Genomic DNA, 14,524 nt, shown 5'->3' on the forward strand with positions numbered 1-14,524 from the left:
GGGTGAGATGGAGACAACGCTGCGAGGCGTCGGTGTGAGCCACGGCGTGGCGATCGGCGAGGTTCGGCACATGGGGACCGCGGTGCTGGAGCCCCCGGCCAAGCAGATTCCGGCCGAGGACGCCGAACGCGAGCAGGGACGCGCCCGCAAGGCCGTGGAGGCCGTGGCCGCCGACCTGATGGCGCGCGGCAACCTGGCGGGCGGCGAGGCGCAGGCGGTGCTCGAGGCGCAGGCCATGATGGCCCAGGACCCCGAGCTGATGGCGGACGTGGAGCGACGGATCACCGTCGGCAGCACGGCCGAGCGCGCGGTGTACGACGCCTTCGCCGCCTACCGTGCCCTGCTGGCCGGCGCCGGCGAGTACCTGGCCGGCCGCGTGGCCGACCTCGACGACGTGCGGAACCGTATCGTCGCCCGTCTGCTCGGAGTGCCGATGCCGGGCGTGCCGGACAGCGACGAGCCCTACGTGCTCATCGCGCGTGACCTCGCGCCGGCGGACACGGCGCTGCTGGACCCGACGCTGGTGCTCGGGTTCGTCACCGAGGAGGGCGGCCCGACCAGCCACAGCGCCATTCTCGCGCGGGCGCTCGGCGTGCCCGCCGTGGTGGCGCTGCCCGGGGCCGGGGAGCTTCCCGAGGGCACGGTCGTCGCCGTGGACGGCAGCACCGGCGAGATCTTCGTGAACCCCAGCGCCGAGAAGCAGGCGCGGATGGAGGCGGAGGCGGCCGAGCGCAAGGCCGCACTGGCCGCTTCCACGGGGCCGGGGGCGACCTCGGACGGTCACAAGGTGCCGCTGCTGGCGAACATCGGTGGTCCCGCCGACGTGCCCGCGGCGGTCGAGGCCGGCGCGGAGGGTGTGGGTCTCTTCCGCACCGAGTTCCTCTTCCTCGACGACAGCGAGAACGCGCCGTCCGAGGAGAAGCAGGTCGCCGCGTACCGGCAGGTGCTGGAGGCGTTCCCGGAGGGCCGGGTCGTCGTGCGGGTGCTGGACGCCGGTGCGGACAAGCCGCTGGACTTCCTGACGCCGGGCGACGAGCCGAACCCGGCGCTGGGCGTGCGCGGGCTGCGGACGCTGCTGGACCACCCGGAGGTGCTGCGCACGCAGCTCACCGCGCTGGCGAAGGCGGCGGAGGGGCTTCCGGTCTACCTCGAGGTGATGGCCCCGATGGTGGCGGACCGCGCCGACGCCAAGGCGTTCGCGGACGCGTGCCGGGAGGCCGGGCTGCGGGCGAAGTTCGGCGCGATGGTGGAGATCCCGTCCGCCGCGCTGCGGGCGCGCTCGGTGCTGCAGGAGGTCGAGTTCCTGTCGCTGGGGACCAACGACCTCGCGCAGTACACCTTCGCGGCCGACCGTCAGGTGGGCGCGGTGTCCCGGCTGCAGGACCCGTGGCAGCCGGCGCTGCTCGACCTCGTCGCCCTGGCCGCCGAGGCGGCCAAGGCCGAGGGCAAGAGCTGCGGTGTCTGCGGTGAGGCCGCGTCGGACCCGCTGCTGGCGTGTGTGCTGACCGGTCTCGGTGTCACCTCCCTGTCCATGGGTGCCGCGTCCCTCCCCTACGTCCGGGCGACGCTGGCGAAGTTCACGCTGGCGCAGTGTGAGCGGGCGGCGGCGGCCGCCCGGGCGGCGGACAGCGCCGAGGAGTCGCGCAGCGCCGCTCAGGCCGTGCTGTCCGGCGAGTAGGGCCGGGCGAGGCCGTCGTCGGGACCGCGGTGCGGGGCGCTCCACCTTCGGGTGGGGCGCCCCGCGCGCGTTCAGTGGTGGTGTCCCGGTGAGCGGTGGTCGTCCCCGAGGTCGGGTGGCGCGCAGTAGTCGACGTTGGACTCGGGTGCGACGAGGTCGCCGGATTCGATGTCGGTGCAGTAGGCGTCGAAGACCTCGCCGGCGGTGAGGGGTTCGAGGCCGTATCCGCGCAGGCGCCAGCCGTGGATGCGGTCGGGTCCGCTCGGGGTGGTGATGCGCATGACGAGTCCGCCGGGGCTGTGGGTGGCCAGGCCGAGGGCGAGGACGCTGGTGAACTCCAGTGCCTCGGCCTCGTCGATGTGCGGGGTGCCGTCGATCTCGTCGTCGGCGTGCAGGACGGAGACCAGGGTCTCGGGGGCACCGGAGACGCTGCAGACGAGGTGCCGGTTGCCCGGCGGGGCGGTCTCCAGGACGCGCCGCAGGAGGTGGGAGGCGCGGGTGAAGGCGGCCCGGCCGAGGTCCTCGCCGCAGGTGGCGCAGGTGCCGAGGCGGGCGAGGAGGGTGGCGGTGTACTCCCAGGTGGCCTGACGGACGGCTTCGTCGACGAGGACGGGGAGGAGTTCGGTGAGTGGCCGGCCGTCGTACGGGACGGTGGGGCCGTTGGCCGCGAGTTCGGCGGTGAAGCGGCCGCGACTGGCGGGGGCGTCGGGGTCGAGGCCCGCCGCCGTGCAGAACTCGGCGTACTCCTCCGGGTCGAAGAGGGCGACCGCGGTGTGGGTGCCCTGGGACGCCCGGGTCTTGAGCAGGGCTTCCACCTGGAGCAGGTAGGCGGTGTGGTCGTCGAAGGCGAAACTTCGGTAGCGCCGCATGGCGCGGAAGTCGTGTTCGTCGGTGAGCAGTCCGATGGTGCCGGCGATTTCCCGGCTCAGGGCGCGTCGCGTGGTCCGGTCGGTGTACGCCATGTTTCCCCCTGTGCCCGCAGTCGATCAATGCTCACTCACAGTAACCGGCGGCACTGACAACGGCGTCGGGGCGGGCGTCGCGGGCCGGGCGCCGGTGTGCGGCCGGCCCGCGACGTGCCTGGTCAGGCGCGCTTTCGGGCGAGCTCCTCGTAGAAGGAGAGCAGGTCGAGGTTGTCGATGGAGCCGGGGTTGACGGCCTTGTCCAGCGGGGTGCCCTGGAGGAGGCGCTTGACCGGTACCTCGATGCGCTTGCCGGTCAGGGTGTGCGGGATGCCGGGGACCTCGATGATCTCGTCGGGGACGTGGCGGGGGGAGAGCTGTTCGCGGATGGTCCGCTTGATGCGGGTCAGCAGGGCCTCGTCGAGGGTCGCGCCGGGGGCGAGGTGGACGAAGAGGGGCATCCAGTATCCGCCGTCGGGCTGTTCGACGCCGATGACGAGGGATTCCTTGATCTCGGGCAGCCGCTCGACGGCTTCGTAGATGTCGGCCGAGCCCATGCGGACGCCCTGCCGGTTGAGGGTGGAGTCGGAGCGGCCGTGGATGACGACCGATCCCCGTGAGGTGACGGTGATCCAGTCGCCGTGGCGCCACACCCCGGGGTAGGTGTCGAAGTAGCTGTCGCGGTAGCGGCTGCCGTCGGGGTCGTTCCAGAAGCGGATCGGCATGGACGGCATGGGATTGGTGACGACCAGCTCGCCGACCTCGTCGGTCAGGGCGTTGCCGGCGGGGTCCCAGGACTGGAGGTCGGTGCCGAGGCCGGGGGCCTGGAGCTCGCCGATGTACACGGGGAGGGTGGGGACGGCGCCGGCGAAGCAGGAGCAGACGTCGGTGCCGCCGCTGACGGAGGCGATCCACAGATCGGCGCCGCTCTCGGCGAACTCGTCGTGCAGCCAGCGGAAGCCGTCGGGCGGGAGCGGGGAGCCGGTGGTGGCGACGCACTGCACCCGGGAGAGGTCGTGGTCGCGTGCGGGGTGGACGCCCGCCTTGCGGCAGGCCATGACGTAGGCGGCGGAGGTGCCGAAGAGGGTGGCGCCGGTGCGTTCGGCGATGCGCCACTGGGCGCCGGTGTCCGGGAAGCCGGGGCTGCCGTCGTAGAGGACGATCGTGGTGCCGGTGAGGAGGCCGGAGACGAGGAAGTTCCACATCATCCAGCCGGTCGAGGTGTACCAGAAGAACCGGTCCTCGGGGCCGAGGTCGCAGTGCAGGCCGAGCTGTTTGAGGTGCTCGACGAGGATGCCGCCCTGGGACTGGACGATGGCCTTGGGCAGGCCGGTGGTGCCGGAGGAGTAGAGCACCCACAGGGGGTGGTCGAAGGGCAGTTGCTCGAAGACGGGTTCCGTGTCCGCTGCCGTCAGCGTTTCCCACTCCAGCGCGCCCTCGGGGGCCTGGCTGCCGAGGAGCGGGATGTGGACCACCGCGCGGAGGGTGGGCAGTTCGCGGCGGAGTTCGGCGACCGTTTCCCGGCGGTCGTGTTCCTTGCCGCCGTAGCGGTAGCCGTCGACGGTGAACAGCACGACGGGCTCGACCTGCTGGAAGCGGTCCAGGACGCTGCGGGCGCCGAAGTCGGGGGCGCAGGAGGTCCAGACCCCGCCGACGGCGGCGGTGGCGAGGAGGGCGACGACGGCCTGGGGGATGTTCGGGAGGTAGCCGCTGACGCGGTCGCCCGGGCGTACGCCGAGGGCGCGCAGTTCGGCGGCGAGCGAGCCGACCTGCCGGCGCAGTTGGGCCCAGGTGACGGGGGTGGGTTCGTGGGTCTCGTCGACGTGGAGGAGGGCCGGTTCGTCCGCGCGGGTGGCCGCCGCGCGCAGGGCGTGTTCGGCGTAGTTGACCGTGGCGCCGGGGAACCACTGGGCCCCGGGCATCGAGCGGTCGCCCAGCACGCGCGTCCAGGGGCTCGTGAACCGCACGTCGAACCATTCGGCGACGGCCTGCCAGAAGGTCTCCGGCTCGTCGACGGACCAGCGGTGCAGGGCCGCGTAGCCGCCTTCGGCGGGGGCGTCGTGGTGTTCGGCTGCCCAGGTCTGGAAGGCGGTGATCCGGGCTCGTGCGATGCGTTGCGGATCCGGCTGCCAGAGCGGCTGGGGGTTCACGGTCGACATGGGCGGCTCCCGGACTGTGCGCGTCGTGTGCGTCCTGCGCGCACGGGCTGGGGTGTGCGCGTGACGCGGCTCCCACGGACGATGCCATGTGATCGACTTCCGCACCAGGGCGCGCCCCACATAGTCGTGGTCATGAAGATGTGTTGGCGTCACGGGTGAACGGCAGTTGAACGCGACCCGCGCGGAGGCCGGTCGGTGGCAGGGTGAGCAGCATGGACGGTCGTGACCTGGTGCGTTCGATGAAACTGGTCGGTTCCGCGGGGGCGGCGCACGGGTTGCGTAGCGTACGGGCGGCATGGCGCAGGCGGCGTGCGGACGCCGCGGGGCTCCCGCCTCGGGGGCCGGAGCGCGCCCGGGTGCCGGGGCCGATGCTGGAGGTGGAGTCCGGACCGGGAGGCGGGATCGTCCGGTTCGAACGCTCGGAGCTGCGCATCCTCGTCGCCGTGAACGGGGCGGTGTTCTGGGGGTGGGACGGGGCCGGGCCGGAGCCGTCGTACGCGCTGGCGGGCCGTTGTCCGGAGCCCGATCCCCGGGTGGCGCTGGAGCCGGACAAGGCCGGCGGCTGGCGGGTGGTGGCCGAGCGCGCGACGGTGGCCGTCTCCCGGCACGGCGCCGTCGAGGTCCGTACGCCGGGCGGTGTGGTGCTGCGCCGGGAGCTGCCGCCGCGCTGGTGGGAGCCCGTGGGCGGCGGTCCGGCCCGCTGGACGCAGCGGTCGGAGGTGGCGGCGGACGCGCGTTTCTTCGGGCTCGGCGGGCGGTCCTCGGGTCCCCGGCTGCGGGAGGGCACGTACCGGCTGTGGAACGGGGGCGCCGGTCCGGGCTCCGCCGCGGGTGAGGACCGGGCGGCCGTGACGATGCCGGTGCAGTTGGTGGTGGCGGACGCGGGGACGCACCTGGTGTTCCACGACAGCTCGTGGGACGGCACGGTGACGCTGCGGGAGGGCGAGGAGGGCGCCGGGTCGGGGCACGACCGGCCGGGACGGAGCGTGCTGCGGATGGAGGGCGGTCCGCTGCGGTGCTGGGTCGCGGTGGGCACTCCCGCGCGGGTGCTGCTCGCCTGGGCGTCGCTCACCGGGGCGCCCGCGTTGCCGCCGGTGTGGGCGCTCGGCCACCAGCACGTGCCCTCGGGCCCGGGTGACGAGGAGGAGGTGCGGCGGCTGGTCAGCGGCTTCCAGGAGCGTGATCTGCCGTTGGACGCCGTGCATCTGGGCGCCGGTCACCTCGACGGCCGTCGGGTGTTCTCGGTGGACGAGGAGCGGTTCCCCAAGCTGGGGGTGCTCGCGGAGGAGTTGCGCCGGGACGGTGTCCGGCTGGTGTCGGTCGTGGAGCCGTCGGTCCCGGCGGTGCCGGGGGACGCCGTGTTCGACGGCGGGACGGCCGAGGACGGTTTCGTACGGGAGGCCGCCGGGCCCGTCGTGCGCGGGGTGGCTCGGTCCGGGGAGGTCGTCTTCCCGGACTTCACCAGCGCGCGGGTGCGCGCGTGGTGGGGCGGGTGGTACGAGGAGCGGCTGGGGCGGGGCTTCGCGGGGTTCTGGCACGACCTGGACGAGCCGGTCTCGTTCACCGCCTTCGGTGAGCGGACCCTGCCGCGTTCGGCGCGGCACTCGCTGGAGGGCCGCGGGGGCGACCATCGGGAGGCGCACAACGTGTACGCGTCGTGCATGGCGCGCGCCGCGTTCGAGGGGCTGCGGGCCTCGGCGCCCGGGGAGCGGCCGTTCGTCCTGTCGCGCGCGGGGTGGGCCGGGACGCAGCGTCACGGCGGTGTGTGGGCCGGGGACGTGGGCACGGGCTGGCCGGCGCTCCGGGCCTCGCTGGCGCTGGTGACGGGGCTGGGGCTGTGCGGTGTGCCGTACGCGGGGCCGGACGTGGCCGCACCCGGCGCCAGGACGTCGCCGGAGTTGTTCCTGCGGTGGCTGCAGCTGGCGGCTCACCTGCCGTTGCTGCGCACGCGCGGGGGCTGGTGGGAGGAGAGCGGTGAGCCGTGGGAGTCCGGGGCGGAGGCGGCGGGGGTGGCGGAGCACGCGCGCGCCGTCCTCGCGGAGCGGCGGCGGCTGCTGCCCTACTTCGTGACCCTGGCCCACCTGGCCCGGCGTACGGGCGCGCCGTACGTGCGGCCGCTGTGGTGGTCGGCGCCGGAGGAGCGGGCCCTGCGGGACTGCGAGGACGCCTTCCTGCTCGGCGACTGTCTGCTGGTCGCGCCGGTGCTGGAGCCGGGGGCCGACCGGCGGGCGGTGCGGTTGCCTCGCGGGCGCTGGTACGACACGGCGACGGGACGGGCGTACGAGGGGCCGGCGCAGGTCCTGGTCGACGCGCCCCTGGCGCGCGTCCCGGTGTTCGCGCGCGGGGGTGCCGTGCTTCCGGTGCGCGGTGCGGACGGCGGGACGGAACTGGAGGTGTGGGCGCCCGCGCGGGGGCGGACCGGTGGGGGGCTGGTCGTGCCGGACGCGGGCGACGGCTGGGGGGAGCCGGAGATCGAGCGGTACGGGTCGCGCTGGGAGGGGTCGCGGGTGGTCGTGGAGCGGGAGGGCGAGGACGGGGGGTGCGCGCCGTCCCGCCCGGTCCGTGCTCGCGGGCTCGCGGAACGCTCGGCTCGGGGATAGCGGCCGTCGGGTGGGGCAGCGGTCGGGCGGGGGCGCCGGCCGTGGGGGCAGCGGTCGGGCGGGGGCGCCGCCCGTGGGGGGCGACCGTGGGGGCAGTGGCCGGGCGGGGGTGGTGGCGGTCGGAGGGAACGGCCGCTGGGGGCGGCCGTCGGAAGCGGCGGATGCTCGAAGGTGGCGGGCGCTCGAAGGCGGCGGACGCTCAGATGTAGCGGCCCTCGAACCAGGCCCGCACGGCCCGGGTGTGGAGGGGGAAGGCCAGTTCCTCGGCCCTGCGCAGCAGGTGCCAGCCCTCGGTCTCGTCGGTGGCGGCGGAGGGCGGGAGCCCGTCGGCCGGCCGTTCCGGGAGGAGCCCGAAGATCAGCAGATGGCCGTCGGCCGAGCTCATCGCGTCGATCAGGCGGACGTCGCGGCTCGCCGCGTCGATGCCCGTCTCCTCCTTGAGTTCGCGGACGACGGCCTGCCGCCAGTCCTCCCGGTCGTCGACGTAGCCGCCGGGCAGCGCGACTCCCCCGCGCGCGGGGGACACGGTTCGGGTGATGACGACCAGGGCGGTGCCCTGGGTGTCGTACACGGGCTGGAGGGCGACCGCGACCGGCAGCGGGTTGCGGTAGGCCACGGTGCCGCACGCCGGGCAGGTGCGGGGCCAGCCGGAGACGCCCTCTCCGTAGGGCGATCCGCAGCTCGAACAGTGGGAGTCGGGCGCGGAGTTGGGAACGGAGGATTGAGTTTCGGACACGCGGCGGACTGTATCCGATGGCTCGGCGGGCGGCTCCGGCAGGCGGCTCAGCGGCGGCCGGCGAGGGACTTCGCGGAGACCGGGAAGTCGAAGTAGGTGTCCGGGTACGGCTCGGGCTTGTACGTGAAGTGCCACCACTCCTCGGGGAGGTTGACCAGGCCGACGTCCTCCAGGGTGTTCTTCAGCAGCAGCCGGTTGGCCCGCTGGACGCCCTGGACGCGCGGGTCGAGGGTGTGGGAGCGGGTGTCGAAGCAGTCGTAACCGGTGCCCATGTCGACGGAGTTGTCGGGGAAGCGCTCGGCCTGGGGCGCGTAGCAGGGCACCAGGGGCTGTCCGGGGCGGTAGGGCCGGGTGGGCTTCGCCGGGAGCCGTACGAGGGTGAGGTCGACGGTGGAGCCGCGGCTGTGGCCGGACTTCTCGGCGATGTAGCCGTCCTCGAAGAGGCGGGTCTTGTCCACCTCGGGGTAGAACTCGGCCTTCATCCGCTGGTCGCCGAGGTCCTCGGCCCAGCGGACGAAGTGGTCGACGGCGCGCTGCGGCCGGTAGCAGTCGTACACCTTCAGGGAGTAGCCCTGGCGCAGCAGGCGGGTCTGGGCCCGGTGCAGGGCTTCGGCGGCGGGGCGGGTGAGGATGCACAGGCGCTGCCGGTAGCCGTCGATGGGCTCGCCGACGAAGTTGTGCCGGGTGACGTAGCGCATCTCCTGGATGATCGTGGGGTCGACGGTCGCGAGCGCCACGAAGTCCTCGGGGGCCTTCGGCTCGGTCTCCGCCCGGGCGGTGGCGGGGGCGGCGGTCACGGCGACCAGGGCGGTGAGGGCGGTGGCCAGACCGCGGAACGCGCGGGAGAATCGTGTCATGTCCCCTGCATCTATCAGGCGCGGGTCGCGTGGGGGAAGCAGGCGGACGTCCGACACGCGCCGCGTACGCTCCGTGCGCGAGCCGGAATTGCGCGTGAACGTCTCATGAACTGGGCCCCGGCGGTCGCCGGTGACGCCCATCCTGCTCCCGTGCGCTCCTGGACGGACACTCTCCGCTTCGCCTTCCAACCGGTGGTCAACCTGATGACCGGCGGGGTCGCGGCGCTGGAGATACTCGCCCGGCCGGAAGGCGGCGACGTGCTGGCCGAGGCGCGCCGCGATCCCGAACTGGACGGGCGGCTCGCGGTCTCGGCGTTCCGCGCGGCGGTGCGCAAGGAGACGCTGCTGCCGCTGCACGTCAACGTGTTCGCGGGCACGCTGGCCGATCTCGGTGGCCTCCAGCCGTTGCACGACGCCGTGCGGGAGGCGGGCCGGATGCCCTGGGAGGTGACCCTGGACGTCTGTCCGCCGTACGCGCACGTGCCGCGGCGGGCGCTGCTGGAGGCGGTGTCCGCGGTCCGGGCGCAAGGGTTCCGGATCTGCGCGGACGGGGTCGGTGACGGCGACGCGCCGCTGCGGCTGCTGACGGACCTGGCCCCGGAACTGGTGAAGCTCGACGCCTCCTTGCTGGCGCGGCCCGCGGCGGTGCGGGCGATGCGGGTGCTCTGCGACGAACTGGGAGCCCTGCTGGCCGTGGAGGGCGTGGAGACGGAGGCGCAGTACGCCGCCGCGCGGACGGCCGGCGCGCAGTGGGCCCAGGGGGAGCTGCTGGCGCCGCCCGCGCGGCTGCCGGCGACGGACGTGTACCTCCCGGCCGGCTCCCCCGGCGTACCGCCGGCGCCGAGGTCGGGTCCGCCGGTGCGTCAGTTCGTGCGGCCGGCCGCGCTGCTGCCGGCGTCCGCGTCGGCGGGGCAGGTGCGGGCGTTGCTGACCGGGTCGCCCGATGTGTCCGGGGTGCTGCTCGTGGACCGCGACGGGGTGCCGGTGCGGTCGGTGCACCGGTCCCGCTTCCTGCTGACCATGTCGGGACGGTACGGGCACGCCCTGTACGCCGACCGGCCCGCCGCGAAGCTCGGCGACGTGCCGCGCACGGTCGGCGTCGACGCGACGGCCTGGGAGGTGCTGGACGTGGTGGCGGTCGGCGGCCGGGGCCGCACCTCGGACGATGTCGCGGTGGTCGACGCCCACGGACGGTGCGTGGGCGTCGTACGGCTCGCGGATCTGGTGCGGGCGCTGGCGGAGAGCCGGGTGGAGGAGGCGGCCGGGCTCAATCCGCTGACCCGGCTGCCCGGTTCGGACGCGATCACGGCCGAGGTGGACCGGCGGATCGCGGACGGGCGGGCGTTCGCGCTCAGCTGGCTCGACGTGGACCACTTCAAGCAGGTGAACGACCGGGCCGGGTTCGCGGCCGGCGACGAGCTGATCCGGGCGGTCGGCCGGGTCCTGTCGCGGGCAGCGTCGGGGTCCACACGCGTGGGACACATCGGGGGCGACGACTTCCTGGTGCTCACCGACCCGGAGGCGCTGGAGGGGCTCGCGTCCCGCGTGCTGGACGTGCCCTGGGCGGCCGGGGGGCGGCCCGTGACGCTGTCCCTGGCCACGGTCCTGTGTCCGCCCGGAGGTGTGCCGGACCACCGGCAGGCGGCGGCGTGCCTGGCCCCGTTGAAGGAGGCCGCGAAGGCGCTGCGGGGCGCGAGCTGGGTGCTGGGCCGGGCGGGGGCACCGGGGCACGAGGTGCGGCGGGGTCCGAACCGGGCGGCGGCGCAGACGGGGTGAGGGCCGGGGGTCCGGCCGACGGGTGGTCCCGGCGCCGGCCCGGCGGGGCTCACGAACCGTTGCGGTCGGCCACCTTGACGGCCCCCGGACGCCGGTGAACACTGCCGGTGTCAGTCGACATCGCCGTACATCCCGGCGTATTCCGGCACCGCGTCGCGCGAGTGCTCCGGTGCTTCGAGGCCACTCCCCCACGGGCGGTTCGGCTGTTGCGGCACGCTCGCTCGTCACTCACGCCCCCTCGGCGCAGGACGCCACGGGGAACGCACCCCGCACGTGCGGACCGGGGCCGATCGTCCCGGGCCAGGCCCAGGAGCCGCCATGAGCAACGGAGACGTCTTCGTCGGCGAGATGATCGGTACGGCGATCCTCATCCTCTTCGGCGCGGGTGTCTGCGCCGCCGTGACCCTCAGGTACAGCAAGGCGCGGGCCTCGGGGTGGGTGGTGATCGCCTTCGGCTGGGGGTTCGGCGTGCTGGCCGGCGCGTACACCGCGGCCCCGCTCTCGGGCGGGCACCTCAACCCGGCCGTCACCCTCGGGATCGCCGTGGACACCGGGGAGTGGGGGCAGGTCTGGGTGTACGTGCTGGGGCAGTTCGCCGGCGCGATGCTCGGGGCCGTGCTGTGCTACCTCACGTACTTCGCCCAGTTCCGGGCCAATGTGCGCGAGACCGGGACCACCGAGGGCACGGCGGACGACCCCGTGCCGACGCTCGGCGTCTTCGCCACGATCCCGGAGATCCGGAACCCCGTCGCCAACCTGATGACGGAGATCATCGCGACCGTGGGGCTCGTCCTGCCCGTCCTCGCCTTCGGGCTGACCGAAGGGCTGGGCGAGTCCGGGACGCTGGTGCTGATCGTCGCCCTGCTCGTGGTCGGCATCGGCCTCTCCCTCGGCGGGCCGACCGGCTACGCCATCAACCCGGCGCGCGACCTCGGCCCGCGCATCGTCCACAGCTTCCTGCCGATCCCCGACAAGGGCACGTCCGACTGGGGTTACGCGTGGATCCCGGTGGCCGGCCCGCTGATCGGCGGGACGCTCGCCGGGCTCGTCTACAACGCGGCCTTCTGACCGGCCGCCGCAGCACTCCTCCATCACCGGCCCAGCAGGAGGGACAGCCATGACGGACCGCTCCGCGCAGTACGTCGCCGCGATAGACCAGGGCACCACCTCGAGCCGCTGCATCGTCTTCGACCGGGACGGCGCGGCCGTCGCCGTGGACCAGCGCGAGCACCGCCAGATCTTCCCCAGGCCCGGCTGGGTGGAGCACGACGCCACCGAGATCTGGTCCAAGGTCCAGGCGGTGGTCGCGGGGGCGCTCGCCCGGGCCGGCCTGCGCGCCGACCAGCTCAGCGCGCTGGGCATCACCAACCAGCGCGAGACCACCGTGCTGTGGGACCGCGCGACCGGGAAGCCCGTGCACAACGCCCTCGTCTGGCAGGACACCCGTACGTCGGCGCTGTGCCGCCAGTTGGGCGGCACGGACGGGCAGGACCGCTTCCGCGAGGCGACGGGACTGCCGCTGGCCAGCTACTTCTCGGGGCCGAAGGCCGCCTGGCTGCTCGACCACGTGCCCGGCCTCAGGGCCCGTGCCGAGCGGGGCGAGATCGCCTTCGGCACCATCGACTCCTGGCTGATCTGGAACCTCACCGGCGGCACCGACGGCGGCCGGCACGTCACGGACGTCACCAACGCCGGGCGCACCATGCTGATGAACCTGAGGACCCTGGAGTGGGACCCGTCCATCCTGGCGGCCATGGACATCCCCGAGGCCGTGCTCCCCGAGATCAGGTCCTCCGCCGAGGTGTACGGCACGGCCGTGGGGCAGCTCGCCGGCGTCCCCGTGGCCTCGGCGCTGGGCGACCAGCAGGCGGCGGTGTTCGGGCAGGCCTGCTACGACGTGGGCACGGCGAAGAACACCTACGGCACGGGCAGTTTCCTGCTGCTCAACACCGGGGAGCGGCCGGTGCCGTCGAAGAACGGGCTGCTGACCACGATGGGCTACCGGATCGGGAACGAGCCACCGGTCTACTGCCTGGAGGGGTCGATCGCCATCACCGGCGCCCTGGTGCAGTGGTTCCGCGACCAGCTCGGCATCATCCGCAGCGCCGACGAGATCGAGCCGCTGGCGGCGAGCGTGGCGGACAACGGGGGCGCGTACATCGTCCCCGCCTTCTCCGGGCTGTTCGCCCCCTACTGGCGCTCGGACGCGCGCGGCGTCGTCACCGGGCTCACCCGGTACGTGACCAAGGCGCACCTCGCGCGGGCGGTGCTGGAGGCCACGAGCTGGCAGACGCGGGAGGTCGTGGACGCCATGTACCAGGACTCCGGGGTGCGCATCACGACCCTGAAGGTGGACGGCGGCATGACGGGGAACGGGCTGCTGATGCAGCACCAGGCGGACGTCCTGGGCGTGCCGGTGATCCGGCCCCGGGTCTCCGAGACCACCTGTCTGGGCGCCGCGTACGCGGCCGGACTGGCCACCGGTGTGTGGAACGGCCTCGACGAACTCCAGGCCCACTGGCGCCCGGACGCCGAGTGGACGCCCGCGATGGAGGCGTCGGTGCGGGACCGGGAGTACCGCAACTGGCGCAAGGCGGTCGAGAAGAGCTTCGGATGGCTGGCGGAGGGCGACGACGACAGCTGACGAGGGCTGAGGACCGGTCGCGGGCGGGCGGCGGCCCGGGGCACGCGCGTGCGGCGCGTTCGCCGGGTGCCCCGGGCGGCTGCCGTGTTCCGGTTCCGTCAGGTCGTGACGGCCCGGCGGCGGTCCGCGCCCTGGGCCATGGCGTGCTGGACCACGCCGACCAGGACCTCCTTGACCGATTCGCGGTCGCGGGCGTCACACATCACCAGCGGCACGTCGGCGTCGAGGTCGAGGGCCTGGCGGACGGTCTCGGCCGGGTAGCGGGCCGCTCCCTCGAAGCAGTTGACGCCGACCAGGAAGGGGATGGCGCGGCGTTCGAAGTAGTCGACGGCCGCGAAGCAGTCCTCCAGGCGGCGGGTGTCGGCGAGGACGACGGCGCCGAGCGCCCCCTCCGACAGCTCGTCCCACATGAACCAGAACCGTTCCTGGCCGGGTGTGCCGAAGAGGTAGAGGACCAGGTCCTCGCGCAGGGTGATCCGCCCGAAGTCCATGGCGACGGTGGTGGTGTGCTTGCCCTCCACGCCGCTGACGTCGTCGACGGGCCGCCCGGCCTCGGTGAGCACCTCCTCGGTGCGCAGCGGCCTGATCTCGCTGACCGCGCCGACGAGGGTGGTCTTGCCGACGCCGAAGCCGCCGGCCACCAGGATCTTGAGCGTGACGGGCTCGACCGGCGGCTTGCCGCGCTGAGAACGCCCGAAGATCATCGATCTCTTCTCCTTAACGTGCCGCTGACCGTGCCCCCGGGCCGGTCCGCGGCGTTCCCGTGACGGTTCACAGTGCCCTCAGCCCATTGATCACATCGCGCAGGATTCCCTCGTCCGGCAGTTCGGCCGGGGGCACGGGCCTGTTCACATGGACCAGTTCGCCGTCCAGGAGGTCTCCGACGAGGACCCGTACGACCCCGACGGGCAGGTCCAGTTCGGCTGCCAGTTCGGCGACGGACTGGGGCGCCTGCCGGCACAGCCCGACGATGTCCACGTGCTCCGGGGAGAGCGTGACGTCCGCCTCCGGGTCGTCCGCGTGGGGTTCGGTGACGACGACCGCGATCAGGTCGAGGCGGTGCTGCCCCGCACTGGAGGTGCGGCCGCGCGTCATGGCGTACGGACGGACGACGGGGCCGGCCTCGTCGTCGAACCAGTGGTTGCTTCCCTGACCGTCTGCGCTCATGTCAT

At 73.9% G+C, this 14,524-nt stretch carries 11 protein-coding genes; 5 read left to right on the plus strand and 6 right to left on the minus strand.

What is annotated here, in order from left to right; genetic code table 11:
* Nucleotides 1–7: 7 nt before the first annotated feature.
* Complete coding sequence (ptsP, locus tag ACFZP7_RS06455) at nucleotides 8–1,678, plus strand: phosphoenolpyruvate--protein phosphotransferase (protein WP_385634062.1); 1,671 nt, start codon at nucleotides 8–10, stop codon at nucleotides 1,676–1,678.
* Nucleotides 1,679–1,749: 71 nt separating this feature from the next.
* On the opposite strand, the gene ACFZP7_RS06460 is transcribed toward ptsP, so the two are convergent.
* Together ACFZP7_RS06460 and ACFZP7_RS06465 are read right to left on the minus strand one after the other, a co-directional pair.
* Entirely contained in the window at nucleotides 1,750–2,640 is an 891-nt protein-coding gene (locus ACFZP7_RS06460) for a hypothetical protein (protein ID WP_127436768.1), read from the minus strand.
* Nucleotides 2,641–2,762: 122 nt separating this feature from the next.
* Complete coding sequence (locus ACFZP7_RS06465; RefSeq protein WP_385634063.1) at nucleotides 2,763–4,739, minus strand: acetoacetate--CoA ligase; 1,977 nt, start codon at nucleotides 4,737–4,739, stop codon at nucleotides 2,763–2,765.
* A 212-nt stretch (nucleotides 4,740–4,951) separates the two neighbouring features.
* Here ACFZP7_RS06465 and ACFZP7_RS06470 point away from each other — a divergent pair, with 212 nt between their 5' ends.
* Nucleotides 4,952–7,339 carry a glycoside hydrolase family 31 protein gene (locus ACFZP7_RS06470; protein WP_385634064.1) on the plus strand — a complete coding sequence of 796 codons (2,388 nt, stop codon included), beginning with the start codon at nucleotides 4,952–4,954 and terminating at the stop codon, nucleotides 7,337–7,339.
* A gap of 199 nt (nucleotides 7,340–7,538) precedes the next feature.
* Here the strand turns inward: ACFZP7_RS06470 and ACFZP7_RS06475 are convergent, their stop codons facing one another.
* A complete protein-coding gene (locus ACFZP7_RS06475) occupies nucleotides 7,539–8,075 on the minus strand; it encodes an NUDIX domain-containing protein (protein ID WP_385634065.1) in 537 nt (178 codons plus the stop codon).
* Between the two features lie 47 nt (nucleotides 8,076–8,122).
* Entirely contained in the window at nucleotides 8,123–8,932 is an 810-nt protein-coding gene (locus ACFZP7_RS06480; RefSeq protein WP_031016389.1) for a M15 family metallopeptidase, read from the minus strand.
* Between the two features lie 150 nt (nucleotides 8,933–9,082).
* On the opposite strand from ACFZP7_RS06480, the gene ACFZP7_RS06485 reads away from it, so the two are divergent.
* The 3 genes from ACFZP7_RS06485 to glpK all read left to right on the plus strand — a co-directional run bounded on the left by ACFZP7_RS06485 (nucleotide 9,083) and on the right by glpK (nucleotide 13,352).
* Nucleotides 9,083–10,708, plus strand: a complete 1,626-nt coding sequence (locus ACFZP7_RS06485) for a GGDEF domain-containing protein (protein WP_193450280.1) — start codon at nucleotides 9,083–9,085, stop codon at nucleotides 10,706–10,708.
* Between the two features lie 318 nt (nucleotides 10,709–11,026).
* Complete coding sequence (locus tag ACFZP7_RS06490) at nucleotides 11,027–11,776, plus strand: MIP/aquaporin family protein (RefSeq protein ID WP_019324981.1); 750 nt, start codon at nucleotides 11,027–11,029, stop codon at nucleotides 11,774–11,776.
* A gap of 49 nt (nucleotides 11,777–11,825) precedes the next feature.
* Entirely contained in the window at nucleotides 11,826–13,352 is a 1,527-nt protein-coding gene (gene glpK / locus ACFZP7_RS06495; RefSeq protein ID WP_385634066.1) for a glycerol kinase GlpK, read from the plus strand.
* Between the two features lie 98 nt (nucleotides 13,353–13,450).
* Here glpK and ACFZP7_RS06500 read toward each other — a convergent pair whose 3' ends face one another.
* Nucleotides 13,451–14,056 carry an ATP/GTP-binding protein gene (locus ACFZP7_RS06500; protein ID WP_031016397.1) on the minus strand — a complete coding sequence of 202 codons (606 nt, stop codon included), beginning with the start codon at nucleotides 14,054–14,056 and terminating at the stop codon, nucleotides 13,451–13,453.
* Between the two features lie 67 nt (nucleotides 14,057–14,123).
* Nucleotides 14,124–14,519: a DUF742 domain-containing protein gene (locus ACFZP7_RS06505; protein ID WP_385634067.1), complete on the minus strand. Its 396-nt coding sequence runs from the start codon at nucleotides 14,517–14,519 to the stop codon at nucleotides 14,124–14,126.
* Nucleotides 14,520–14,524: the final 5 nt, after the last annotated feature.

Origin of the sequence: Streptomyces sp. SudanB5_2050 (assembly GCF_964272335.1) — a bacterium.
Classification (GTDB): domain Bacteria; phylum Actinomycetota; class Actinomycetes; order Streptomycetales; family Streptomycetaceae; genus Streptomyces; species Streptomyces rochei.